This window comes from Pseudarthrobacter sp. SSS035, from assembly GCF_023273875.1.
Lineage (GTDB): Bacteria > Actinomycetota > Actinomycetes > Actinomycetales > Micrococcaceae > Arthrobacter.
Window position 1 is genome coordinate 2,400,176 of the sequence record NZ_CP096882.1, and the last position, 24,493, is coordinate 2,424,668.

General features: G+C 63.3%; 18 protein-coding genes. 12 read left to right on the forward strand and 6 right to left on the reverse strand.

Going from position 1 to position 24,493, the window contains the following annotated elements:
• Positions 1 to 220: 220 nt before the first annotated feature.
• The 5 genes from tkt (at position 221) to fbaA (ending at position 5,924) form a co-directional block, all read left to right on the forward strand.
• A complete protein-coding gene (tkt, locus tag MUN23_RS11085; protein ID WP_248764057.1) occupies positions 221 to 2,353 on the forward strand; it encodes a transketolase in 2,133 nt (710 codons plus the stop codon).
• 109 nt (positions 2,354 to 2,462) lie between these two features.
• Entirely contained in the window at positions 2,463 to 3,584 is a 1,122-nt protein-coding gene (tal, locus tag MUN23_RS11090) for a transaldolase (protein ID WP_058931074.1), read from the forward strand.
• A 34-nt stretch (positions 3,585 to 3,618) separates the two neighbouring features.
• Positions 3,619 to 4,338 (forward strand): ribulose-phosphate 3-epimerase, encoded by a 720-nt coding sequence (gene rpe / locus MUN23_RS11095; protein ID WP_058931075.1) that lies wholly within the window; start codon positions 3,619 to 3,621, stop codon positions 4,336 to 4,338.
• A gap of 10 nt (positions 4,339 to 4,348) precedes the next feature.
• On the forward strand, positions 4,349 to 4,822 hold the full coding sequence (locus MUN23_RS11100) for a ribose-5-phosphate isomerase (protein WP_058931076.1): 474 nt from the start codon (positions 4,349 to 4,351) through the stop codon (positions 4,820 to 4,822).
• An 82-nt stretch (positions 4,823 to 4,904) separates the two neighbouring features.
• Positions 4,905 to 5,924 carry a class II fructose-bisphosphate aldolase gene (gene fbaA, locus MUN23_RS11105; RefSeq protein WP_248763867.1) on the forward strand — a complete coding sequence of 340 codons (1,020 nt, stop codon included), beginning with the start codon at positions 4,905 to 4,907 and terminating at the stop codon, positions 5,922 to 5,924.
• 6 nt (positions 5,925 to 5,930) lie between these two features.
• On the opposite strand, the gene MUN23_RS11110 is transcribed toward fbaA, so the two are convergent.
• Together MUN23_RS11110 and MUN23_RS11115 are read right to left on the reverse strand one after the other, a co-directional pair.
• On the reverse strand, positions 5,931 to 6,956 hold the full coding sequence (locus MUN23_RS11110) for an ATP-dependent 6-phosphofructokinase (protein ID WP_248763868.1): 1,026 nt from the start codon (positions 6,954 to 6,956) through the stop codon (positions 5,931 to 5,933).
• A 312-nt stretch (positions 6,957 to 7,268) separates the two neighbouring features.
• Positions 7,269 to 8,762: a glyceraldehyde-3-phosphate dehydrogenase gene (locus tag MUN23_RS11115; RefSeq protein WP_256468739.1), complete on the reverse strand. Its 1,494-nt coding sequence runs from the start codon at positions 8,760 to 8,762 to the stop codon at positions 7,269 to 7,271.
• 250 nt (positions 8,763 to 9,012) lie between these two features.
• Between MUN23_RS11115 and MUN23_RS11120 the strand changes: the two genes are divergently transcribed.
• The 3 genes from MUN23_RS11120 (at position 9,013) to MUN23_RS11130 (ending at position 11,674) form a co-directional block, all read left to right on the forward strand.
• Positions 9,013 to 9,375, forward strand: coding sequence for a cupin domain-containing protein (locus MUN23_RS11120; RefSeq protein WP_248763869.1), 363 nt, complete (start codon positions 9,013 to 9,015; stop codon positions 9,373 to 9,375).
• Between the two features lie 197 nt (positions 9,376 to 9,572).
• The gene (locus MUN23_RS11125) at positions 9,573 to 10,562 is read left to right on the forward strand and encodes an HAD-IIA family hydrolase (protein WP_248763870.1); all 990 of its coding nucleotides are present in this window, start codon (positions 9,573 to 9,575) and stop codon (positions 10,560 to 10,562) included.
• Between the two features lie 80 nt (positions 10,563 to 10,642).
• On the forward strand, positions 10,643 to 11,674 hold the full coding sequence (locus MUN23_RS11130) for a Gfo/Idh/MocA family protein (RefSeq protein WP_058931082.1): 1,032 nt from the start codon (positions 10,643 to 10,645) through the stop codon (positions 11,672 to 11,674).
• Positions 11,675 to 11,784: 110 nt separating this feature from the next.
• Here MUN23_RS11130 and MUN23_RS11135 read toward each other — a convergent pair whose 3' ends face one another.
• The 4 genes from MUN23_RS11135 to MUN23_RS11150 all read right to left on the reverse strand — a co-directional run bounded on the left by MUN23_RS11135 (position 11,785) and on the right by MUN23_RS11150 (position 17,404).
• The gene (locus MUN23_RS11135) at positions 11,785 to 12,966 is read right to left on the reverse strand and encodes a cation:proton antiporter (RefSeq protein WP_248763871.1); all 1,182 of its coding nucleotides are present in this window, start codon (positions 12,964 to 12,966) and stop codon (positions 11,785 to 11,787) included.
• Positions 12,967 to 13,026: 60 nt separating this feature from the next.
• On the reverse strand, positions 13,027 to 13,686 hold the full coding sequence (locus tag MUN23_RS11140) for a DUF5134 domain-containing protein (protein WP_248763872.1): 660 nt from the start codon (positions 13,684 to 13,686) through the stop codon (positions 13,027 to 13,029).
• A gap of 92 nt (positions 13,687 to 13,778) precedes the next feature.
• On the reverse strand, positions 13,779 to 15,260 hold the full coding sequence (locus tag MUN23_RS11145; RefSeq protein WP_248763873.1) for an APC family permease: 1,482 nt from the start codon (positions 15,258 to 15,260) through the stop codon (positions 13,779 to 13,781).
• 200 nt (positions 15,261 to 15,460) lie between these two features.
• Entirely contained in the window at positions 15,461 to 17,404 is a 1,944-nt protein-coding gene (locus MUN23_RS11150; protein WP_248763874.1) for a primary-amine oxidase, read from the reverse strand.
• Positions 17,405 to 18,012: 608 nt separating this feature from the next.
• Here MUN23_RS11150 and MUN23_RS11155 point away from each other — a divergent pair.
• From MUN23_RS11155 to MUN23_RS11170, 4 genes are all read left to right on the forward strand, one after another.
• On the forward strand, positions 18,013 to 19,485 hold the full coding sequence (locus MUN23_RS11155; protein ID WP_248763875.1) for an APC family permease: 1,473 nt from the start codon (positions 18,013 to 18,015) through the stop codon (positions 19,483 to 19,485).
• Positions 19,482 to 20,225 carry an IclR family transcriptional regulator gene (locus MUN23_RS11160; RefSeq protein ID WP_248763876.1) on the forward strand — a complete coding sequence of 248 codons (744 nt, stop codon included), beginning with the start codon at positions 19,482 to 19,484 and terminating at the stop codon, positions 20,223 to 20,225. The genes MUN23_RS11155 and MUN23_RS11160 overlap by 4 nt, the downstream gene beginning before the upstream one ends.
• 136 nt (positions 20,226 to 20,361) lie before the next feature.
• The gene (locus MUN23_RS11165; RefSeq protein ID WP_248763877.1) at positions 20,362 to 22,110 is read left to right on the forward strand and encodes an ABC transporter ATP-binding protein; all 1,749 of its coding nucleotides are present in this window, start codon (positions 20,362 to 20,364) and stop codon (positions 22,108 to 22,110) included.
• Entirely contained in the window at positions 22,107 to 24,161 is a 2,055-nt protein-coding gene (locus MUN23_RS11170; protein WP_305886587.1) for an ABC transporter ATP-binding protein, read from the forward strand. The genes MUN23_RS11165 and MUN23_RS11170 overlap by 4 nt, the downstream gene beginning before the upstream one ends.
• Positions 24,162 to 24,493: the final 332 nt, after the last annotated feature.

The window sequence follows — 24,493 nt, forward strand, 5'->3', positions numbered from 1 at the left end:
TGGATTCCTTCAGGGATGGGTCAGGGGCTGCACTCATCCCAACAGCTTACCGGGGCGGAAGCGTCCAACCAACCCAAAAGGGTAGTAAGAACCGTCAGAAAACAGTGTTACCCCTGCCCATTCGATTCGCAATCATGGATATCAACCAGAAAGCATCCGTCCGGCCGCTACAGGCCGACCAGATCCAAGAGGACAAACCGTGAACCCGAGAACAAATGTTATGCTCCCCGGCACTACAAATTCAGCAACACTCGACTGGACGCCCGCGGACGAGCGCGCCGTGGACACAGCCCGTGTTTTGGCTGCGGACGCCGTCGAGAAGGTTGGCAACGGCCACCCCGGCACGGCCATGAGCCTTGCACCGGCCGCCTACCTTCTCTTCCAGAAGCTGATGCGCCACGACCCCCGCGACCCGGACTGGCTGGGACGTGACCGTTTCATCCTGTCTCCCGGTCACTCCTCGCTGACCCTGTACATTCAGCTGTTCCTGTCCGGCTACGGCCTGGAACTGGACGACCTCAAGGCGCTACGCACCTGGGATTCCCTCACGCCGGGCCACCCCGAGTACAAGCACACCGCCGGCGTCGAAATCACCACCGGCCCGCTGGGCCAGGGCCTGGCCTCCTCGGTGGGCTTCGCCTACTCGCAGCGCCGGATGCGCGGCCTGTTCGACGCCGACGCTGCCGGGGGCACGTCCCCGTTTGACCACACCATCTGGGTCATCGCTTCCGACGGCGACATCCAGGAAGGCGTGACCTCCGAGGCTTCCTCGCTGGCCGGCCACCAGGAACTGGGCAACCTCGTGGTGGTGTACGACGAAAACCACATCTCCATCGAGGACGACACCGACATCTCCTTCACCGAGGACGTCCTCAAGCGCTACGAGGCGTACGGCTGGCACACCCAGCGCGTTGACTGGACCGAGACGGGCGAATATGTCGAAGACGTCCAGGAGCTGTACTCGGCCCTGCTCGCCGCGAAGGCCGAGACCTCCAAGCCGTCCATCATCTCGCTGCGCACCATCATCGGGTACCCGGCGCCGAAGAAGCAGAACACCGGCAAGATCCACGGTTCCGCCCTGGGTGCCGACGAAGTGGCAGGCCTCAAGGAGGTCCTGGGCTTCGATCCGGCCAAGTCCTTCGACGTTGACCAGGACGTCCTGGCGCACGCCCGCGCCGTCGTCGAACGCGGTGCTGCTGCCCGCATCGAATGGGACGGGTCCTTCGAGGCGTGGCAGTCGGCCAACCCTGAGGGCGCTGCGTTGTTGGAGCGGATCGAAGCCAAGAAGCTTCCAGCCGGACTCGACGCCGTCCTGCCGGTCTTCGAAGCAGGCAAGGACGTCTCCACCCGCGCAGCGTCCGGCAAGGTCTTGAACGCGATCGGCCCGGTCATGCCGGAACTGTGGGGCGGTTCGGCCGACCTCGCGGAGTCCAACAACACCACCATCGAGGGATCGCCGTCGTTCATCCCGGCCTCGCGCTCCACGGACACGTGGAAGGGCAACCCGTACGGTCGGGTCCTGCACTTCGGCATCCGCGAGCACGCCGCGGCCTCGATCGTGAACGGCATCTCGCTGCACGGCCGCACCCGCGCTTTTTCGGGCACATTCCTGATCTTCAGCGACTACCAGCGCCCCGCCATCCGCCTCTCCGCCCTCATGGGTGTCCCGTCCATCTACGTATGGTCGCATGACTCCATCGGCCTGGGCGAGGACGGCCCCACCCACCAGCCGGTGGAGCAGCTCTCCACCCTGCGCGCCATCGTGGGCCTGGACGTGGTCCGCCCCGGTGACGCGAACGAGGTGGGCATAGCGTGGAAGACCATGCTGGAGAACCACGAAAACCCGGCCGGCATCGTCCTGACCCGTCAGAACGTCCCCACCTTCGCCCGCGGTAATGGTGCAGCACAGGGCGACACTTTTGCTTCCCCGGCCGGTGTGGCCAAGGGCGGCTACGTCCTGGCTGAAGCATCGAAGGACGGCGCCACCGTGCCGGCCGACGTGATCCTGATCGGCACCGGCTCCGAGGTCCAGTTGGCTGTCCAGGCCCGCGAAGCCCTCCAGGCTGAAGGCATCGCTGCCCGCGTTGTCTCCATGCCGTGCGTGGAGTGGTTCAACAAGCAGGACGCCGCTTACCGCGAGTCCGTGCTCCCCGCTGCCGTCAGGGCCCGGGTCTCCGTGGAGGCCGGGCTGGCCCTGGGCTGGAGGGAATTCGTCGGCGACGCCGGACGTTCCATCTCGCTCGAGCACTATGGCGCTTCCGCCGACTACAAGCGCCTGTTCCAGGAGTTCGGCATTACCGCGGTGGCTGTTGCCGCCGCTGCCAAGGACTCCCTCGCCGCGGCCCGCAACTAGCCTTTCCCCTGCACTGCGGCGGCGCCGCGGGACGGCCTTATGGGGGCGTCCCGCGGTGCCGCCGCGAACCGTCACCAGTCCACAATTTTTGAAGGAAGAAGCAGAAGCCATGACCAACGCAACCCCCACCGCCCAGCTGTCCGACGCCGGTGTGTCCATCTGGCTCGACGACCTCTCACGTGAGCGTCTCGCCAGCGGAAGCCTCCAGAAGCTCATCGACGAAAAGAACGTCGTCGGCGTGACCACCAACCCGTCCATCTTCCAGGCCGCGATCACCTCCGGCTCGGACTACGACGCAAAGATCGCAGAACTCGCCGCCCAGGGCGCCGGTGTTGAGGAGACCATCTTCGAGATCACCACCACCGACGTCGCGGACGCCTGCGACCTGTTCGCCCCGATCGCCGCTGCGACCAAGGGAGTGGACGGCCGTGTCTCCATCGAAGTTGACCCGCGCCTCGCCTGGGACACGGCCGGCACCATCGCCGAGGCCAAGAACCTCTACAAGAAGGTGGACAAGGACAACGTCCTCATCAAGATCCCCGCGACGCTCGAAGGCCTGGAAGCGATTACCGCAACCCTCGCCGAAGGCATCAGCGTCAACGTGACCCTGATCTTCTCCCTCGACCGCTACTGCGCCGTCATCAACGCCTTCCAATCCGGCCTGGAACTGGCCAAGGAAAACGGGCATGACCTGTCCACGATCCACTCGGTCGCCTCGTTCTTCGTCTCCCGCGTGGACAGCGAGATCGACAAACGGCTCGACGCCCTCGGCACCGACGAAGCCAAGGCACTCAAGGGCAAGGCCGGCGTAGCCAATGCCCGCCTGGCCTACCAGGTGTACGAGCAGCTCTTTTCGACCGAACGGTGGGAAGTTCTGACCAAAGCCGGCGCACGCACGCAGCGTCCGCTGTGGGCCTCCACCGGTGTGAAGGACCCTGCCTACCCCGACACCCTGTACGTCACCGGACTGGCTGCCGCCGACGTCGTCAACACCATGCCGGAGAAGACGCTTGACGCAACGTTCGACCACGGCGTGGTCACCGGTGACACCATCACCGGCACCTATGCCGAGTCCAAGGGCGTGCTGTACGCACTGGACGCCCTCGGCATCTCCTACAACGAGGTGGTTGCCCTCCTCGAATCGGAGGGCCTGGACAAGTTTGTGGCCAGCTGGAAGGAACTGCTGGCCGACGTCGAAGGCGCCCTCGCCACCGCACGGAAGGCATCCTGACCCGAGCTCTGACCGCTACCGAAAGGCTGACATCATGTCCGCATCACCTCTGAACTGCTGCATCAACCCCAGCATCCTCTCGGCCGACTTCGTCAATCTCGAGGCCGAACTCGCCCGCATCAGCAACGCCGACGCCGTGCACGTGGATGTTATGGACAACCACTTTGTGCCAAATCTGACCATCGGCCTGCCTGTTGTGGAACGCCTGCAGAAGGTCAGCCCCGTCCCGTTGGACGCCCACCTGATGATTGCCAACGTGGACCGCTGGGCTCCGCTGTACGCCGACGCCGGCGTGAGCTCTGTGACATTCCACGTCGAGGCATCCGACGCCCCCATCAAACTCGCTCGCGAACTTCGCGCACGCGGGGCCAAGGCGGGCATGGCCCTGCGTCCGGCCACTCCGGTGGAACCGTACCTGGACATGCTCCCCGAACTGGACATGCTGTTGATCATGACGGTGGAGCCGGGCTTTGGCGGCCAGGCGTTCCTGGATGTCATGCTGCCCAAGATCCGCCGTGCCCGCGCGGCGGTTGACGGTTCAGGAGTGAACGTGGCCATCCAGGTGGACGGCGGCATCACGGAGGAAACCATCACTCGGGCCGCGGAGGCCGGTGCCAACGTCTTTGTGGCCGGGTCAGCCGTGTACGGCAAGCCGTCTCCTGCGGACGCCATCGAGTCACTGCGCGCGAACGGCCAGCTCGCCTTCGGCCGAACGGCTCTCCACCTCAACAACATCGCACCCCAACCAGTCTGAAGGACCACTCATGCGCGTTCACATCGGAACCGACCACGCCGGTATGGAGCTAAGCTCCCACCTCATCAATGCACTGTCTGCCAACGGCTACGAGATGGTGGACCACGGGCCGGCGGCCTATGATGCCGAGGACGACTACCCGTCGTTCTGCATCAAGGCAGCCTCCGCCGTCGTGGCCGATCAGGCCGCAGGCATTGACGCCCTCGGGATTGTGCTGGGCGGTTCGGGCAACGGCGAGCAGATCGCCGCGAACAAGGTCAAGGGCGTCCGCGCGGCCTTGGCCTGGAACCTCGATACGGCCAAGCTGGCCCGCGAACACAACAACGCCAACGTGGTGGCAGTGGGCGGGCGGCAGCACACCGTGCAGGAGGCCACCGAACTGATCGAGGCATTCCTGGCAGAACCGTTTAGTAATGCCGAGCGCCATGAACGCCGCATCGGCAAGATCGCCACCTACGAAACCACCGGCGAGGTGGCCGAGTAAAAACCCCGGCTACGTCATAGCTCCGTCCCATGCGGCGGGGCTATGACGCGTTCACAGACGAAAACTCAGCATAGGAGTCAGCATGCCCATTGCAACCCCAGAGATCTACTCCGAGATGATCGACCGCGCGAAGGCCGGCGGCTTCGCGTTTCCGGCCGTCAACGTCACCTCCTCGCAGACGCTGAACGCCGCCCTGCGCGGCTTCGCCGAGGCCGAGTCCGACGGCATCGTCCAGGTTTCCACCGGCGGTGCCGCGTACTGGTCCGGTGCTGCCACGAAGGACATGGTTGCCGGTTCCCTCGGCTTCGCGGCGTTCGCCCGCGAAGTGGCCAAGAACTACAACGTCAACATCGCCCTCCACACCGACCACTGCCCCAAGGACAAGCTGGACGGCTTTGTCCTGCCGCTGCTCGCAGCGTCCGAGGCCGAGGTCAAGGCCGGCCGCAACCCGATCTTCAACTCCCACATGTGGGACGGCTCGCACGAGACTCTTGAAGACAACCTGCGCATCGCCCGCGAGCTGCTGGAGCGCACCGCCGCCGCGAAGATGATCCTCGAAGTTGAAATCGGCATTGTCGGCGGTGAGGAAGACGGCGTGGAAAACGCCATCAACGACAAGCTCTACACGACGGTCGAGGACGCGTTGGCCACGATCGAAGCCCTCGGTGCCGGCGAGAACGGCCGCTACCTGACGGCCCTGACGTTCGGCAACGTGCACGGCGTGTACAAGCCGGGCGGGGTGAAGCTGCGCCCGGAGATCCTGAAGGACATCCAGGCGCAGGTGGGCGCGAAGCTGGGCAAGGACAGCCCGTTTGATCTGGTGTTCCACGGCGGTTCGGGTTCCTCGGACCAGGAGATCGCTGACGCCGTTTCCTACGGCGTGATCAAGATGAACATCGACACCGACACGCAGTACGCGTTCACCCGTCCGGTGGCCGGCCACATGCTCGCCAACTACGACGGCGTCCTGAAGATCGACGGCGAAATGGGCAACAAGAAGCTCTACGATCCCCGTGTCTGGGGCGCCTCCGCCGAGGCAGGCCTGTCCGCCCGGATCGTCGAGGCCACCAAGCAGCTCGGTTCCGCCGGAAAGACGTTCTAAAGGAGGTCAGCCGAACAGGACCGCTGCTTCCTCGTAGCGGTCCTGTGGCACGGTCTTCAGCTTGCCCAGCGCTTCCGCGAAGCCAACGTGCTCGATATCGGTGCCCTTGAGCGCCACCATTGTGCCCCAGCAGCCCTCCACCACGGAGTCGATCGCGGCCATTCCCAGACGGGTTGCGAGCACACGGTCGAACGCGGACGGGACGCCGCCGCGCTGGATGTGCCCCAGGGTCGTGGCACGGGTCTCGATGCCGGTCCGGGCTTCCAGTTCCGGGACCAACTGGTCCGCGATGCCGCCCAGGCGGGGCCGGCCGAAGGTGTCCAGGCCGCGCTCGGAGTGCGGGGATTCCATGTGGTCCGGAACAAAGCCCTCGGCCACCACTACCAGCGGTGCGCGCCCGCGGGCGTGGGCTTCCTTCACCCACTGGGCGATCTGTTCGATGCTGATCTTCTGCTCCGGGATCAGGATGGCGTGGGCGCCTGCGGCCATGCCCGCGTGCAGGGCAATCCAGCCCACGTGCCGGCCCATGACCTCGGCGATCATGCACCGGTGGTGGGATTCTGCCGTGGTGCGCAGTCTGTCGATTGCTTCGGTGGCGATCTGCACGGCGGTGTCGAAGCCGAAGGTGTAGTCCGTGGCGTCAAGATCGTTGTCCACGGTCTTGGGGACGCCCACGATCTTCAGCCCTGCGTCGGTCAGCCGCTTTGCGGCGGCAAGGGTCCCTTCGCCGCCGATGGCAATGATGGCGTCGATGCCCAGGCGATCCATATGGTCCTTGATGACTGCGGGGCCGCCGCCGTTTTCGAAGGGATTGGTGCGGGACGTGCCCAGGATCGTGCCACCCTGCTTGGCGATGCCGCGGACCATGGTGCGGGGGATATCGATGATGTCGCCCTCAACCACGCCCCGCCAGCCGTCCAGGAACCCGACAAACTCGTGGCCATGGACGGTGATGCCTTTAAGTACGGCGCCGCGGATGACAGCGTTCAGTCCGGGGCAGTCGCCACCGCTGGTGAGGATTCCAATTTTCATGTTCGGCTCAAATTCTGCGAGAGGATTTACAGGCAGTGCGCCACACTGACGCACCTGGAAGTGTTGAGGGTGGTACGCGGTACGGCATAAACCTGTTGCAGATTCAAGGTGCGCCACACAGTACAAGCCTGAGGGTCACGTGCCGTTTCATGGCGAAACTCCTGCTGGGGACTGCGACGGTGCCGTGAAAGGCGGCTTCTCAGCCGTAGGGGGATCAACAATGCACATTGAGTCTCCCTAAATTCCGTCGTCAAGGCGAGTGAGGTTCGTCCGCTCCCTCCCCTCGAATGCTGCTGGTGGGGGAGGATCGCGCTAGGCCGATTTCAGCGCGGCAAGCACCGACATGGCCTCCTGAACGACATCCCGCGCGGGGAAGGACGGCCGGTTGACGCCGGCCATCTCTTCCATGACCCGGACCACCTGGCAGCTGTAGCCGAACTCGTTGTCGTACCAGACGTAGAGGACGAGGTTTTTGTCATTGGAGATGGTCGCGAGGCTATCAACAATGCCGGCATGGCGGGAGCCGACGAAGTCCGTCGAGACCACGTCGGGCGAGTCCATGTAGTCGATCTGCTTGCGCAAGTCCGAGTGCAGCGACATATCGCGGAGGAAGCTGTTGACCTCATCCTTGGTGGTGCCGTTCTCCAGGCTCAGGTTGAGGATGGCCAGGCTGACGTCCGGGGTAGGAACGCGGATTGAGCTGCCGGTGAGCTTGCCCAGCAGTTCCGGCAGTGCCTTCGCCACAGCAGTGGCCGCTCCGGTTTCGGTGATCACCATGTTCAGCGCGGCGGAGCGGCCGCGGCGGTCGCCCTTGTGAAAGTTGTCGATCAGGTTCTGGTCATTGGTGAACGAGTGCACGGTCTCCACGTGCCCGTGGACCACGCCGAACCTGTCGTTGATGGCTTTCAGGACCGGCGTGATGGCGTTGGTGGTGCAGGACGCCGTGGACACGATCTTGTCCGAGTCCAGGATGGTGCCGTGGTTAATCCCATGCACGATGTTCTTCAGCTCGCCCTTGCCCGGAGCGGTCAGGAGCACGCGGGCCACGCCCTTGCTCAACAGGTGCTGGGACAGCCCTTCAACGTCGCGCCAGCGGCCCGTGTTGTCCACCACGAGAGCGTTGTGGATGCCGTAGGCGGTGTAGTCGATCGTGGCGGGGTTGTCAGAGTAGATGACCTGGACCTGCACGCCGTTGGCGGTAATGGTGCCGGCTTCCTCATTGACGCGGATGGTGCCCTCGAAGGAGCCGTGGACCGAGTCGCGGCGCAGGAGGCTGGCGCGCTTGGTGAGGTCGTTGTCGGAGCCGCGGCGCACCACGATGGCGCGCAGGCGCAGGCCGTGGCCGCCGCCTGCCTTTTCGATGAGGAGGCGCGCCAGCAGGCGGCCGATGCGGCCAAAGCCGTAGAGCACGACGTCGGTGCTGGCGCGGTCATCAGCGCCGCGCCGGCCGACGACGTCGGCGAGTTCGGCGCGGAGGAACTCTTCCAGGGTTGCCCCGCCGCCCTCTTCCTTGAACTTCTGGTTGAGGCGGGCGATGTCGATGGCTGCGGCGCCCAGGTCCAGGCCGGCGAGGGTGTTCAGCAGCGGGGCGGTTTCCCCCGGGAGCAGCTCGTCATTGCTGATCCGACGCGCGAAGCGGTGCGCCTTGAGGATGCCCATGGTGGACTTGTTGATCAGGCTGCGGCCGTGGATGCTGGTCACCACGTTGTTTTCGCGGTACAGCCGGCCGATCACCGGAATCATGGCCTCGGCAAGGGCCTCCCGGCCCATCCACGTATCAAGGCAGGAATCTGGGAGTTGTTGCATCGGGCTTCCTTTCGCAATGGGTCGGATCTGTTGGAGCTTGGCCTAGCCTCCATCGTCCTGTCATTTGCGGATAGGGGAAACGCTATTTCGGGATGGTTCTGACTACCCTATTGGGTAGTCTGGGCGGCGCGCCGGGGCGGAAGGCGGTCACTTCCCTACCCGAACGGGCTGGGCTACAGTGCCTCTATCTGGTCACCCGCCAGCCAGCCGGAGACATTGCCGGCGAGTAGCAGCAGAAAGGCAAAATCAAATGAGCGTAACTTTCCAGCCCAGCGAGCTCTTCGCTGGGGACCTAGACAAATCCCTGCTCGGCCCCCCGTTGGCCGAAGTGCTCGGCGACGAGATACCAACGCGAATTGCCATTCCCTTTACCAGCGACGACTCCCGCATCCTCTCTGGAGTCTGGGAAGCCGACCCAGGCCTCTCTCGGTGGGAATTCCTGGAGCGCGGCGAAGCGATTCATGTCCTTGAAGGCCGCATGGTGGTCACCCAGGATGGCGCTGGACCGATCACGTTGGAGGCCGGAACCGCCGCCGTCTTCCCCATCGGTTGGCAGGGGACATGGGAGATCCAGGAACGGATCAGGAAATTCTTTGTGATTTTCTCGGCCTGACACGGACCGCTGCCGAGCCAGGTCAGGATATTGCGCGGCCTGGCTCGGCCGTTCGCGATCCGATTTTCATTCCTGAGCGTGGCGGAGTCTGTGCCTTGCACGCATCGGGCCGGCGCAGCCGGTTTATTAGCCTTCGTTACTGGCGCCGCACAAGAGTGCAAGCCGGTCATCAACACCAGCGGAAGATGAGGTATCAAATGAGCATGCGGTTAATTGACGGCTTTGATGGAGTGCTGGCGGACCTTGACGGCGTCGTGTATACCGGGCCGAGGGCGATCGACGGCGCTACCAACGCACTCGATAAGCTCGAAGGTGAGGGCAAGAGCCTGGCATACGTGACTAACAACGCGTCGCGCTCACCAGAGGAGGTTGCCACCCACCTCCGGGAATTAGGAGCACCTGCCACCGCCGAGCAGGTCTTCGGATCCGCGCTGGCCGGTGCACAGCTGCTGGCCGCCAAGATGGCCGCAGGCGCGGCTGTGCTCGTCGTGGGCAGTCAGATCCTCGCAGACTCCGTCAGGGCGCAAGGGCTCGTCGTCGTGTCAAGCTCGGATGATCGGCCAGACGCAGTCATCCAGGGATTTTCCCCTGCCCTCGGCTGGAAGGACCTGGCAGAAGCCGCCTACGCGGTCACAGCAGGTGCCACTTGGGTAGCGACAAACATGGACATGACCCTTCCCCAGGAGCGGGGGTTCGCTCCGGGTAACGGGTCATTGGTGGCCGCGGTTGCCGCTGCCACCGGCAAGTCGCCCCTAGTAGCGGGAAAACCAGAAGCAGCCCTCTTCGAGACGGCGGCGCGCCACTCCGGCGTCGAGCGCGCTCTCGTGGTCGGCGACCGCCTGGACACCGACATCCTCGGCGGAAACCGCGCAGGCATGGCCACGGTTCTCGTCCTCACGGGCGTGGACTCGGTCCAAACGGCGCTGGCTGCACGCTTGGACGAGCGTCCGAACTACGTGATTCGTTCTCTGGGCGAACTCTACGTGGAGTACCCCGCGATCACGGCCGACGACGGGGCCTACTCCTGTGGCGCGGCAGTGGCCCGGGCATCGGGATCGACGGTAAGCATCAACGGCCGTGAAAACGACCTCAACAGCTGGCGCGCAGCGTGCGCCGCCTGGTGGGCAGCCCACCCGCTCATGACACCGCGTTCTGCGCCGGAAATCGTGTTTACGACGGCTGGATAGGGGCGTTCGGTCAGGAATGAACCGCAGTAGGTGTGCAGAACCCTCCTCAAACGGGGCAGGTACTAGAAAAGGAGAGTTCAATGAGCGAGAAGCTGCGTTGGGGCGTCCTCGGCACCGCCCACATCGTCCGCAAGACAATTACGGCGTTGCAGAAAACGAAAAACGGTGAGGTAGTAGGTATTGCTTCCCGCACCGAGGAAAAGGCAAGGGAGTACGCCAACAAGCACGGCGTCCCACAGGCGTTCGGCTCTTACGAGGCGCTGCTCGCTTCGCCGGACATCGACGCTGTCTACATTCCGCTGCCGAACTCACTTCACCTCGAATGGATTCTGAAATCCTTAGACGCAGGCAAGCACGTCCTCTGTGAAAAACCCTTGGCAATGAGCGCCGCCGAGTGCGAGGAGATTTCGCGCAAGGCCGACGAGACCGGGCTCAAAGTCTTAGAAGGATTCATGTACCGTTTTCACCCGCGTTTCGAAAAGCTGCAAGAGCTGCTCGCGGCCGGTACGGTGGGCAAATTGACATTTCTCCACGTCGGTCACTCCTTCGATGCGGGCGGCGACGACAATATCCGCTGGTATGCCGGCCTCGGCGGCGGCGCACTTTTCGACACAGGGTGTTACTGCGTCAATGTGAGTCGGATGGTCGTGGGGCAGGAGCCGGCCCGGGTCACCGCCTTTGGCAACTACCGCGACGCCAACGACGGAGGTCTCATTGATGCCAGCATTGCTGGCATGCTGCGCTTTCCCGGCAGCGCCACCGCGCTTTTTGATACCGGAGTGAACCTCGAGCGCCGCAATTTCCTGGAAATCACGGGCACCGAGGGCCGACTCTACCTCGACAATCCTTTTGGGCTGTTGGAGGAGGATTCGGTCCTGGAGGAGCATCACTTCGGGCAGGACACTATCCATCACGAGTTCAAAGGCGAAAACCATTTCGTCCGGATGGGCGAACATTTCGCCGACAGCGTCCTAAACGGTAGGCCGCTCCGCTACGATCTCACGGACGCGGGAGCCAACGCGCGGGTGTTGGAAGCTCTCGACCAGGCGGCGCGGAAACACGAGGCGTCCGAACCGAAACCGCATTCTGGCGCTGGCGCAGGCGTCAGCTGACAATTTGACGCCCGAGCCGGAGACGCCGACGGCAAAACCGGTTTTCGGCCTTCCCGTTGGCTGCCACAGACACTCCCTCTGGTTCGCGCGCGCCGTCGAACGCACCACAGCTAGACTTTCGTAACGACGCCCTCTGCGGACAGCACGATTTCCACCAGCGGTTCGACGTAGCGCGCGGCCAATGGGCCAACCACGGCCATGATCAGCACATAGGCAGTAGCCATGGCCGCCAGTTCTTGGGTGACGGCACCGGATGCCACTGCCAGTCCGGCAATAACGATCGAGAATTCCCCGCGGGCCACAAGCGCCGCTCCGGCACGCAGACGGCCGGGCCGGGCAATGCCCTCACGCTTCGCAGCCCAGATACCGGTCGCCATTTTGCTGGCCGTGGTGACAACAGCGAGGGCGAGTGCCCAGCCAAGGACCGGTGGAATGGAGGCAGGGTCGGTGTTCAGGCCGAACGCCACAAAGAAGATCGCGGCAAAAAGGTCCCGGAGCGGTGCCAGAATACGCGCGGCATTGTGCGATGTGGCACCGGAGATCGCGATGCCGAGCAAAAAGGCTCCAACTGCCGCTGACACGAGCATGGCTGATGCCACGCCGGCTACGAGCAGCGCCGCGCCCAGGACGTTCAGGAGGAACACCTCTGAGTTCTCGCTTTGGACAGCCTTGGAGACCCGGTGTCCGTGGCGCAGCGCAACCAGCAGGACCACACTCACCACCGCCAGCGCAATGCCCACCGTGGTGAGTCCGCTGACGAAACTGACGCCGGCAAGAATGCTGGTGAGGACGGGAAGGTAGATGACCATGGTCAGGTCTTCAAACACAAGGATGGAGATCACCACCCGGGTTTCGCGGTTGCCCAGCCAGCCCAAATCAGTGATCACCTTCGCCGCGATGCCTGATGACGAGATGTAGGTTGCGCCGCCCATCACCATGGCACCCACGAACCCCCAGTTCAGGAACAGGGCAAGTGCTGCCCCCGGCAGGAAGTTCAGGACGAGGTCAAGGAGACCGGCCCGCCACGATCTTCGCAGTCCGGTGAAAAGCTCGGACGCCGTATATTCCAGCCCGAGCACAAGCAACAGCAGAATGACGCCGATCTCCCCAAAAAGGTGCGCGGATTGCTTCATGCCTTCAAGCTCAACAATCCCGCCTGTGCCAAAGGCGAGGCCGCCAAGGAGATAGAGGGGGATGGGCGACATTCCGATCCGTTCGGCCAGTCTGGCCAACAGGCCGAGGGAGAACACCACTGCCCCGAGTTCTATGAGGCTCAAGGCAAGCGGGTTCATGGCCTCTTCCCGAGATTGGACGGCTTCCTCGCCAAAGCTTTCATCAGCGCAAAAGGTCCGTTATGCCGACATCGTGGCAAACATCAGGGCCATGACAGCGGCGCCGAGTGCTTCGAGTCCGTGTTCCGCGCGGCGGGAGGGCTTGGGAATGTAAGCGCTGTGGTGAGCGGGTATTGTGGCCCGGTAGCGCAGCAAAAGGACAATGAAAACAACCGCCGCAGCTGCGAAGAATACCGTCAGCGGGATCGCCAGGTCAGCTGAGTGATCCAATCCTGGTGCTGCCGTGCTGTGGACTGCAGAAGCTGTTCCGTGATGGGCGTTCGACGCCGGCATTGCAGTTGCGGGGGCGATGTCATGGCCGGCGGTGGCGGCATGACCCATCATCGCGATCATGAGTGCAGCAGCACCCATGGTGAAGCTGTGATAAACGCATTTCAGCCGGCCCTGGCTGCCGGCGCAGAGCAGTTTGAATTCCGGCCGGGCGACCGCCTGGATCACAAACCACAGGGCAGCACCGGCGAGGATGGCGATCTGAGCCAGCACGGTCGACGCGGCGAGGTTCCACAGCATGGCGGCCATCAGAACCATCATGAGGGCATGGAGGCTGTTGTTCACCCGGTTTGTGAGATGGCGGGACTTTGCCGCCTGAAGCACGTAGTGGCTGCCTCCGAGCAGCAGGACGGCCGTCAGAGCCCAGGTAATTGCGGGGGAATTGAACACGCGGATCACGCCCTAAGAACGATGTAGGTGAGGTGGGGCGGTCCCCGGCGCGACTGTTCGCTAGCGCCGGGGACCGGTAGGTGCAGATTTCCTTAGGTAAGGTCCAGGACCTTTTCCCGCTCGTCGGCGGCGTGAACTGCAGGGGGAGCAGCTGCTTCAGGCTTCGTGCGTCGCGATTCGTGCTGGGAATACAACCAGATGGGCAGGTAGAGCGCCAGTACGAGGAAGCCGACCCAGGTTGAAGTCCAGCCGATTTCCAGGCTATTCAGGTAGACCACGCCAATCAGGCACAGCGGCACATTGAACAGGCCAAAGATCATGGAGACGTTCGTCCAGCCCTTGGGTGCGTTGAAGGGCCTTTCCAGGTTCGCGAAAGCGGGGTGCTTCTTGGCTTTGACATAGGCGAAGAGGCTGATGCCGTTGGCGCACGTGTAGCCAATCGCCGAGGCCGCAAGAATTGCCGCGGCGTTTCCCATGGAAATGAGCACCAGGTTGAAGGCTCCGATCACCAGCAGGGCAACAAAGGGGGTTCCGTGGCGGTTGGTTCTGCCGAAGACCCTGGGGATGTTGCCTTCCACCGCCATGGAGTGCATGGCGCGGGAGGAACCCAGGTAAGCCGTTTGGATGATCAGCACCATGGCGGCGATCAGCATGATGATGGTGATTATTGACCCGGCCTGGCCAAAGGCGGCCTGAGCCACCGGAATCAGGGGCGATACAGACTGTTCCTGAACACCCTCGACACCGAGCACGCCGATGACTGCCGCCTGCAGCAGTACATAAAGGACGAGGCAGATGATCCCGCAGGCGAGCAGCGCCTTGGGGACATCCTTGGACGGGTTTTTGTATTCGGGGCCGTAGATGGCCGCCGTTTCCCAGGCGCAGGCACTCCACTGTGCGATGGCAAAGATGCCAAAGAGCATCAGGATATGGTGCATGTCCCAGGCCCAGTCAGTGGGCCACCAGTTGCCGGTGATGTTGGCCAGGTCAACGTGTCCGGTAGCAAAAGGCGCCACCGCCAGGATAACCAGCGGGATCAGGGAGATGGCTGCCAGGATGTAGCCCAGGAGGGCGCCATCCTTGAGGCCGAACCAGTTCACTATGAACAACCCGCCGAAGATCACCAGACCCGAAATCAAAGCGAGCTGATATTCGGTAAAGGTGTCGCCCAGCGCCGGAAACAGCCCATGCAGGTATCCGCCGGCCGTGATGGCGAAGATCGCCAGGATCGGGTTCCAGCCAAACCAGTAGCTCCAGGCGGTGAAGCCGCCGATCAGCTTGCCCTTGTCGTACTTGCCCTTGTAGTTTTCGGTGCGGAACACATGCTGCGCAAAGCCTGGCAGGCCGGAGGCCTTGGGAAAGGTGGTGGCCATCTCGGCATACGCGGCGTTCTGCAAAAAGCCCTGAAGGACGGATATTCCCCAGATAAGAATTGCTGCGGCGGATACATACATCGGCAGGTAGCCCAACGAGGGCAGGATCAGCATGGGAACACCCAGCGCGATGGCCGCACCCTGCTTCCAGTTAATCGACCTTTTCAGGTCATCGCCTTCATCCAAACGATTTTCACTCATAACATCTCCTTTGATGAACTGAACGTCATGTGATCTTTACTGCCTTGACGCCTCTGGCGGCCAGCAAGTATGGGACGGACCCCGATGCGCGAACGTCCAGGCACATAGGAAGGTCCGACAGGATTCGCCCTTGTGGCGAGGCGAGTCCGCGGGAGCGCCGTGACGAATCATCGCGCTCCCGCGGACTCAGTTAGGGACTGTCAGTCCGTGGTGCAGCATGTTTCGGTGGTGGTTGTTTCGGTTCGGTTTTCGTTGCTGGGGAGGTTGAGGGTGGGGTTTTGGTCGAAGAAGCCGTGGGGTTCGAGCATGAAGCCGATGTTTTGGCGGGGCATGATGGGCCAGTCTTCGAGGCGGACGACGTGGTGCATGCCGAAGGTGTACCAGACTACGAGGTCTTGGTCGACGATGTTCCGGTCTTTTTGGGTCCAGATGTGCAGGCCGTCGTCGGCGCCGGTGGCTTGGTTGGGGAATTCGCCGGCGGCGAAGCGTTCGGTGCGGTCGTAGGCGGTGACCCAGAGGTTGTTGCGGGCGAATTGGGCTCGTTTGCTGACGTAGGATTCGTCGCCGGCGGCCAGTTGGATACCGTCGGTGGGGATGAGGCGGTAGGCGACGGGTTCGTCCACGATGTTCTTGCTGTCGCGGTTGGCGATTTTCCAGAAGCGGTGTTTGGAGGAGTCGGTTTTCCGGATGGCGGCTTGTTCGGTTTCGAGTAGCCGGTCCACTGCCATGAAGGCGGTGTGGGTGGGGTTGTCTTCGGGGATTTCCATGTCTACTTCGTAGACGGCGTTGTTCGGGCCGTCGATTTCGAAGTCCATGCGGACGTTGAACATGTGTTGGTGGATCGGGGCGTAGAGTCCGTCGTTGTTCAGGGTCTGGCCGTAGGGGCTTTTCTCGCCGGGTTTCTGGCCGGCGGTGGAGAGGATGCCGGTGGCTTTGACGAGGAATTCGATGCTGCCGTCGAGGAAGAGGTGCCAGTAGAAGGCGTATTCGTAGTTGGCGACGGTGGCGATGAAGGAGATGACGAGTTTGCGGCTGCGGCGGGTTTCGGTGGTGCCTTCGCGGAAGTCGAAGTGCTTCCAGAGGATGGAGTCGTCTTCTTCGTGCATGCAGATGGCGTTTTCGATGGTCAGCGGGTTGCCGTGGCTGTCGGCGGTGATGCCGTCGAAGTATTTGATTTCGCCGAGGCAGTCGCAGCCCAGGGTGAGGGAGTTGGCCATGTTGCCGATGTTGTATTCGCCGGAGTCGAAGGCGTTCTTTTTGGCCTGGACGGGGGCGGTGTCGCCATAGGGGACGACCATTTCGGAGAGTGAGGCGCGGTTGATGACGGGGCGTTCGGTGTCTTTGTTGCGGAACTTCAGCTGGTGGAGGACCAGGCCTTCGCGGGGGGTGAATCCGACGCGGAAGGACCAGTCGGCCCACTGGACGTGGTTTCCGGTGACGTTGAAGGAAGCGCCTTCGGGCTGGGTGATGGAGATGGGTTTGAGGTCGGTGCGGGCGGGGCCGACGTATTTGGGCAGGTAGTTGCCGCTGGCGGACGGGACGGGGATGGCCTGGTCGTCTTCGACTTTGACGACGTCGCCGGAGTTGAGGTCCACGATGACGATGAAGTTTTCGATCGGGTGTGCGTAGGGGCTGTCGTCGGCTTCCTGACGGACGAAGACCAGGGCGCGCATCAGGCGGCGGCCTTCGTTGTCTTCGCCGAAGTAGCCCACGGACCAGGGTTCGAAGCAGACCAGGGACATGTCGGTGATGCCGCGTTTGGCGAGGGCGGCCTGGACCTCGGGGTTCTTGCGGCAGCTCTCTTCACCCTCTGCGAACTCGTCGAGCATGAAGGGCGGGTGGATGTGGGCGGCCAGCTGGGTCCACTTCGAGACGATGCCCGAGTCCAGGTCCACGATCGCTTCGTAGGAACGTCCCTCGGCACGGTCCACGAGGACGGCGTCTGCCTCGCGGACCGTCGCGGCGCCGGTCCGGAGCAGTTCCTTGTCCGGCTCGCGCAGCTCAATACTGATGAACCGGAACGTTTCTGCCGCGGCCGGGCCGTCCTTCAGGATGGACGCCGCCCGGGAAATCTCGGCGCGGGACAACGGGTCGAGAGGGTGCGCAACCCCCACCTCGGTGTGGATTTCAGTGTTGAGAGTCATGGTTTCTCCTTGGTTTCTAATCAAAATAACGGCGCTTATAGCTGGCAGCCAGCATGGTTTTATTGCCATCGCGGGATAAAGGATAAAAGATCCACGGAATATCAGAACTGTTAATCTTTGGATTTCCCAGAACTGCTAATTCTTTCGTACATACGATGCTGCGCTAAAAGACCCTCCCCGAACCCGGTTGAGGCTGGAGAAGGGATCGCTTGTAATTGGCATCCTCTGTTTCCAGAGTGTCAGCCGAGCACTTACTCCGGCCCCTTCTGGCGTGATGCAGATCACTTGCATTCGGTCTGTGTAAGAAAACTACGTCATTCAACTCGGCCAGGCGAGCCTTTTGTGGATATTTACGTGAGAAATTCACGGCGGTATTTTCCCATCGCAGTTAACATGTTGGAAACATTCGGGAGCGGGCTGGGCGGGTCGGTCCGTGAGAAATTTGAGGCTGAATCTTCCCACCGCAGTTAACATGCTGGAAACATTCACAAACGCGTTCGCCGCCGTCATCGAGGGCCGGGAATGCTAATGTTTGGCACCTCTGGCCGGTGACGTGTGTCACGCGAAATCAAAGACGAGCCTGCATGCCGGAGGGAAAGTTGGTCCCAGTGTCTGCCCGCGGTGATCGCTTCATCACGCCCCGCTCTCCCGTGGAGGGCCTGAGCCGCCGGAAGCTTTCCTTCCTGCCGGTCTTCGCGCAGTCAGTAGCCAACGTGGCGCCCGCGGGCGCCATGACCGTCATCCCGGCCCTGATTTTTCCGGGTCTTGTCTTTGGATCCGATGGACCGAACCTTGTGCTGACATTCGGCGCAGCCATGGCAGTCATGATCCTGGTTGCCTTATGTCTGAGACCGATGGCAAAGCGCATGGCTGCCGTCAGCGGGCTCTACAGCTACACAGCCAAGGGACTTGGCCAACGGACGGCAATTACCGCCGGCTGGTCGGCCATCTTCGGGTACGGCCTTGTGGCCATGGCCAGTCTGTTGGCTGTTGGCATGTATGTCGTTGAGCTGTTCATCAACCTGGGCATCCCCGTCGCCGATCCTGAGGTTTTAGCGGTGCTGGTCATTCTTGCCGCTGCAGGCGCCGCCTGTTTCCTCATGATCAGGGGGATCCAGTTATCCGCGTGGTCCACGCTGTTAATGGAATCCATTTCAATTGGAATCCTCGCCGTCCTCATGGTCGTTTACTTCGCCTTCAACGAGCCGAAGGTCAATCTCGGGACTGTGTTTGCGTGGAACGGACATTTTGATTCGTTATCGATCGCAATCGTCGTGGCCGTCAGTGCCTTTGTCGGATTCGAAAGCCCAACCACACTCGGAGGAGAGGCGCAGAAACCCTTCGTCAGCGTGCCACGGGCCATTACCTGGACCCCCATCTTGGCGGGCGTGCTCTATCTCCTCGCCGCGACCGCCCAGGACGTAGCCCTCAGAGATGCACCGTCAGACATAACAGCAAGCTCCACACCGTTGTCTGACCTGTTTTCCCAGACTTCCCCGGTGTTCGCCGCAGTCCTTGACCTGGGAATCGCCGCATCGTGGTTTGCGTGCGCCATCGCATCTGTGAACGCCCTGGCCCGGATATTCTTCTGCATGGGCAGGGAAGGCGTTGCCCCACGGGCAGTCGGCCGGACACACCCCGCTTTTCGGACACCTTCGACGGCGATCCTGGCCGTCATGCCGGTTGTGGCCATCGTCCCCATCGCGATCATCATCTTCGGAGCAAGTCCTGAGGAGGGCCTCGCCAACCTCTTCACGCTGGGCGCCTACGGATACCTGGGGTCCTACATCCTTGCCAGCGCGTCCCTGCCTTTCTTCCTGCGCAGGATCGGGGAGAACACGTACGCCAGCTGGGTACTTGGAGCAGCAACCTCCCTGGTCCTCGGTGCGGTGCTCTGGATGGCTGCGACAACATCGATTGGAACAGGCAACCTGCAGACTCTCATCTACGCCGGTGTCCTTCTCGCCAGCGTCATTTACGCCATGTACCTTCACCGCCGGTTACCAATGCGCCTGGCGTCAGTGGGCATCTACGACGAGACCCGCGAATCAGACCTGTTTCATGGCGGGCCGATCAAATGAACTACAGACCTTCACACTACGGTTCCGGCCCAGCGTCAAATTCGCTCAGGCTCTTGGAGATCGTGGCACGGTTCGGCACCGGGACAACGGCGAAAGAGATCACCGACGCCCTGCGCATGCCTCCGGCGACCGCCTACAGGCTTTTGAATGCGCTTGTCGGGGACGAATATCTGGTCCGCACCTCAGATCTCCGCGGATTCGCGCTCGGCCACGCAATTTCAGGACTGGTGACAGCGGCGAACCCGCCAACTGTTCCCACCGCGGCCCGCACCGTCCTGGAGGAGTTCCGGCAGGGAAACCGTTTCGCCGTGCACCTCTTTATGTTCAGGAGCGCGTCCCTCCGGATCGCCGATGAAGATCCTGATTATCCGCTCCACTCGGTCTACGAGATGCTCCGGTACCCGCACACCTCCGCCCCGGGGAAGCTGATGCTCGCTGAACTTGGTAATTCGGTCTTCCCGCTTCCGAGCGGCCAGCTGGTGAAGCTGACCGAGGACACCATTACCGACAGCGGCCAGCTGTACAAGCAACTCGCGGAAATTAGGCTCAACGGCCAGGCCTCGGAAATCAACGAACTCGAATCGGGATCCGCCAGCCTGGCACTTCCCGTGCGGCAGCCCGACGGCTCAGTGGGCGCGGCGCTGTGTCTCACTGGCCCCGCGGAACGATTCACCACAATCTCCGAACACGCGGAGGCGGCACGTGAACTGACCACACGGCTATCGCCTCTCCTGTTCTGATGAGCGGATGCTCCGCCACGCAACTGTCCTCGGTTCCTCACAGCTGTCCCCCCCGAAAAACCCGTCCCCATTCCCAGCCGCCGGACGTAAACTGACCTCCGCACCATTTATCGCGGGACAAACCCTTGGAGCCGCCATGCTCTGGAAACTGCTTGTTGAATACCTGCGGCCGCACCGGCAGCTGCTGATCGCCGTCGTGATTTTCCAGCTGGCGCAGTCCATCGCGTCGCTGTACCTGCCCACGCTGAACGCGGACATCATCGATGAGGGTGTGGCCAAGGGGGACACCGGCGTCATCCTCAGCCTGGGCGGCCTGATGCTGGCGATCACGCTGCTGCAGATCGTGTGCGCCGTGATTGCCGTGTACTTCGGGGCGAAGGCGGCCATGGGCGTGGGCCGGGACCTCCGCGGCGCCATCTTCACCCGGGTGGGGGAGTTCTCCGAGCAGGAAGTCACCAAGTTCGGCGCGCCCAGCCTCATCACCCGCTCCACCAACGACGTCCAGCAGGTCCAGCAGCTGGTGCTGATGGCCGCCACCATGATGGTGGCCGCGCCCATGCTCGCCATCGGCGGCGTGATCATGGCCGTGCGGCAGGACGTGCAGCTGTCCTGGCTGATCGCCGTCGCCGTGCCCGTGCTCATGATCGGGGTGGGGCTGATCATCACCCGGATGGTGCCGCTGTTCCGGAAGATGCAGAAGCGGATCGACACCGTGAACCGGGTGCTCCGCGAGCAGCTCACCGGCATCCGCGTGGTGCGCGCGTTCGTCCGCGAGGACATCGAGACCGCCCGCTTCGCCCGGGCCAACGACGACGTCACTGACACCGCGCTGCGGGCCGGCCGGCTGATGGCGCTCGCGTTCCCCGTGGTGATGCTGGTGCTGAACGTCTCCAGCGTGGCGGTGATCTGGTTCGGCTCGTTCCGGATCGAGGACGGCTCCATGCAGGTGGGCACCCTCATCGCGTTCCTGAGCTACCTGATGCAGATCCTGATGTCCGTCATGATGGCCACGTTTATGGCGGTGATGATCCCGCGCGCCGCCGTCTCCGCGGACCGGATCGGCGAGGTGCTGAACACCGAGTCGAGCGTCCGGCCGCCGCTAAAGCCCGTGAGTAGCGCGGTTCCGTCCGGCGGGCGGCGCCGCGGGGAGCTGGAAATGCGCGACGTCGGATTCGCCTACCCGGGTGCCGACCAGCCCGTCCTCTCCGGGCTCAGCTTCACCGCCAAAGCAGGGCAGACGACGGCGATCATCGGCAGCACCGGCGCCGGCAAGACCACCCTGGTGAACCTCATGCCGCGGCTGTTCGACGCCACCACCGGCTCGGTGCGGATGGACGGCGTGGACGTCCGCGAGCTGCACCCGGACCTGCTCTGGGGGCACATCGGCCTCGTCCCGCAGCGGCCCTACCTGTTCACCGGCACCGTCCGCAGCAACCTGCAGTACGGCAAGCCGGACGCCACCGAGGACGAGCTCTGGACCGCCCTGGAGATCGCCCAGGCACGCGACTTCGTGGAGGAGATGGAGGGCGGGCTCGATGCGCCCATCTCCCAGGGCGGCACCAACGTCTCCGGCGGACAGCGGCAGCGGCTGGCCATCGCCCGGGCCCTGGTGAAACGGCCCGAGCTGTACATCTTCGACGACTCCTTCTCCTCGCTGGACACCGGCACCGACGCCCGGCTCCGCCAGGCCCTCAAGCGCAACACCGCCGGCGCCACGCTGGTGATCATCGCCCAGCGCGTGTCCAGCATCGTGGACGCGGACCAGATCTTAGTGCTCGACGACGGCAGGATCGTGGGGCGCGGAACGCACCGCGGGCTGCTGGAGACGTCCGAAACGTACCGGGAGATTGTCTCCTCCCAGCTGGCAGCGGAGGAGACGGTATGAGCACGCAGAACCGGCCGACGTCGGGCGCTCCCCGCAGTGCCGGACCCAACTCTGCCGCCCCCGGCGGAACCGCAGCGGCCTCGAAAACGGGGACTCCCGACGTCGTACGCATTCCCCGTCCGGCGGGCGGACCGGGACGCGGCGGACCGTTCGCGGGGATGAACGTCCCGGCGGAGAAGGCGATGAACTTCGGGCCGTCGGCCAAGCGGCTGCTGGGCACGCTGCGGCCGGAGCGGGCGTGGCTGCTGCTGGTGCTGATCATGGGGGTGGCCAGCGTGACGCTCTCGGTGATCGGGCCGCGGCTGCTGGGGGAGGGCACCAACCTGATTTTCTCCGGGGTGGTGTCGCGGGAGCTGCCGGCCGGGGTGAGCAAGGCGGAGCTGATCGCACAGCTGCGGGCCGCGGGGGAGAGCCAGAAGGCGGACATGCTGACGCCCATGGCGCTGACGCCGGGGCAGGGGATCGACTTCGCGGCGCTGTCCTCCGTGTTGCTGTGGGCGCTGGTGCTGTACGTGCTGGCGTCGGCGTTTATGTGGGTGCAGGCGTATGTGCTGAACGGGGTGGTGCAGCGGACGGTGTTCGGGCTGCGCGAGGAGATCGAGGCGAAGATCCACCGGCTGCCGCTGCGGTATTTCGATTCGATCCAGCGCGGTGAGCTGCTGAGCCGGGTGACCAACGACGTCGACAACATTTCGCAGAGCCTGCAGCAGTCCATCAGCCAGGCGGTCACGTCGGTGCTGACCGTGGTGGGCGTGCTGGTGATGATGGTCATCCTCTCGCCCACGCTGGCGCTGATCGCGCTGGTGACGGTGCCGCTGACGCTGGGGATCACGGCGCTGATCGCCAAGCGCTCGCAGAAGCTGTTTGTGGCGCAGTGGAAGCACACGGGGGAGCTGAACGGGCAGATCGAGGAGACGTACACCGGGCATGCGCTGGTGAAGGTGTTCGGCCGGCAGCGCGAGGTGGAGGAGCGGTTCCGGCAGAAGAACGTGGAGCTGTACGACGCGAGCTTCGGCGCGCAGTTCATTTCCGGGCTGATCATGCCGGCCATGACGTTCATCGGGAACCTGGTGTATGTGGGGATCGCGGTGGTGGGCGGCCTGCAGGTGGCGTCCGGGGCCATGCAGCTGGGCGACGTGCAGGCGTTCATCCAGTACTCGCGGCAGTTCACCATGCCGCTGGCTCAGCTGGGGTCCATGGCCAACCTGCTGCAGTCCGGGGTGGCGTCCGCGGAGCGGGTGTTCTCGTTGTTGGATGAGCCGGAGGAGTCTGCGGAGCCTGTTGCTTCTTCGGGTCCTGCGTTTGGGCGGGGGCGGCTGGTGTTTGAATCTGTTTCCTTCTCGTATTCGCCGGACAAGCCGCTGATTTCTTCGCTTTCTTTGGTGGCGGAGCCGGGGCAGACGGTGGCGATCGTTGGGCCGACGGGAGCGGGCAAGACCACGCTGGTGAACCTGATGATGCGGTTCTACGAGCTGGATGCGGGACGGATAACGCTCGACGGCGTGGACGTCACCTCAGTGCCCCGGCGCGAGCTGCGCTCGCGGCTGGGCATGGTGCTGCAGGATACGTGGCTGTTCGGCGGGACCATCCGGGACAACATCGCATACGGGCGGCCATCTGCTTCAGAGGACGAGATCCTGGAGGCGGCGCGGGCGACGTATGTGGACCGGTTCGTGCACTCGCTGCCTGATGGTTACGACACGGTTTTGGAGGATGAAGGCTCCAACGTGTCCGCTGGTGAGAAGCAGCTGCTGACGATTGCGCGGGCGTTTCTGGCACGGCCGTCTGTCCTGATTTTGGACGAGGCGACGAGCTCGGTGGACACCCGGACCGAGGTGCTGGTGCAGAAGGCGATGCGTGCCCTCCGGTCCGACCGGACGAGTTTTGTGATCGCACACCGCCTGTCCACCATCCGCGACGCCGACCTCATCCTGGTGATGGAGGCCGGGCAGATCGTGGAACAGGGGACCCACGCTTCGCTGCTGGCTGCAGGTGGGGCTTATGCACGGTTGTATGAGGCGCAGTTTGCGGCTCCGGTGGCGGAGGTTTGAGGCTTCTGCTCTTGCGATCAATGGCGGATGAGCCGGCGTTCACCAGGCAGACACGTGAAAAAGGCAGGCTGCTGGACGGGCGCAAGTGGGACTACCAGCCATTGGCCGCCATAAAATTCCACGTACGAATCCGAGGGGCACCTTGCGTAGGCTTCTTCTCGTGTCATGTCGCTCAGACTTTCTCGCTAGGTAACGCAGTGCTGGGTAGGGAACTACCTGTCCTCTTTCGCCGGAGGTGGGCTTGTCATCTATCGTCCTGTCATCTGCAGGTAGGCGAAACGCTAGTTCGGGATGGTTTAAACCATCCCTTTTGATAGGTAGCTCGAGCGATC

Bases quoted from the DNA above. Each gene is read 5' to 3' on its own strand.
- tkt (WP_248764057.1), top strand. From the start codon at position 221: ATGCTCCCCGGCACTACAAATTCAGCAACACTCGACTGGACGCCCGCG.
- MUN23_RS11130 (WP_058931082.1), top strand. From the start codon at position 10,643: ATGAGCGAGAAGCTGCGTTGGGGCGTCCTCGGCACCGCCCACATCGTC.
- fbaA (WP_248763867.1), top strand. From the start codon at position 4,905: ATGCCCATTGCAACCCCAGAGATCTACTCCGAGATGATCGACCGCGCG.
- tal (WP_058931074.1), top strand. From the start codon at position 2,463: ATGACCAACGCAACCCCCACCGCCCAGCTGTCCGACGCCGGTGTGTCC.
- MUN23_RS11145 (WP_248763873.1), bottom strand. From the start codon at position 15,260: ATGAGTGAAAATCGTTTGGATGAAGGCGATGACCTGAAAAGGTCGATT.
- MUN23_RS11125 (WP_248763870.1), top strand. From the start codon at position 9,573: ATGAGCATGCGGTTAATTGACGGCTTTGATGGAGTGCTGGCGGACCTT.
- MUN23_RS11135 (WP_248763871.1), bottom strand. From the start codon at position 12,966: ATGAACCCGCTTGCCTTGAGCCTCATAGAACTCGGGGCAGTGGTGTTC.
- rpe (WP_058931075.1), top strand. From the start codon at position 3,619: ATGTCCGCATCACCTCTGAACTGCTGCATCAACCCCAGCATCCTCTCG.
- MUN23_RS11110 (WP_248763868.1), bottom strand. From the start codon at position 6,956: ATGAAAATTGGAATCCTCACCAGCGGTGGCGACTGCCCCGGACTGAAC.
- MUN23_RS11170 (WP_305886587.1), top strand. From the start codon at position 22,107: ATGAGCACGCAGAACCGGCCGACGTCGGGCGCTCCCCGCAGTGCCGGA.
- MUN23_RS11115 (WP_256468739.1), bottom strand. From the start codon at position 8,762: ATGCAACAACTCCCAGATTCCTGCCTTGATACGTGGATGGGCCGGGAG.
- MUN23_RS11100 (WP_058931076.1), top strand. From the start codon at position 4,349: ATGCGCGTTCACATCGGAACCGACCACGCCGGTATGGAGCTAAGCTCC.
- MUN23_RS11120 (WP_248763869.1), top strand. From the start codon at position 9,013: ATGAGCGTAACTTTCCAGCCCAGCGAGCTCTTCGCTGGGGACCTAGAC.
- MUN23_RS11150 (WP_248763874.1), bottom strand. From the start codon at position 17,404: ATGACTCTCAACACTGAAATCCACACCGAGGTGGGGGTTGCGCACCCT.
- MUN23_RS11160 (WP_248763876.1), top strand. From the start codon at position 19,482: ATGAACTACAGACCTTCACACTACGGTTCCGGCCCAGCGTCAAATTCG.
- MUN23_RS11165 (WP_248763877.1), top strand. From the start codon at position 20,362: ATGCTCTGGAAACTGCTTGTTGAATACCTGCGGCCGCACCGGCAGCTG.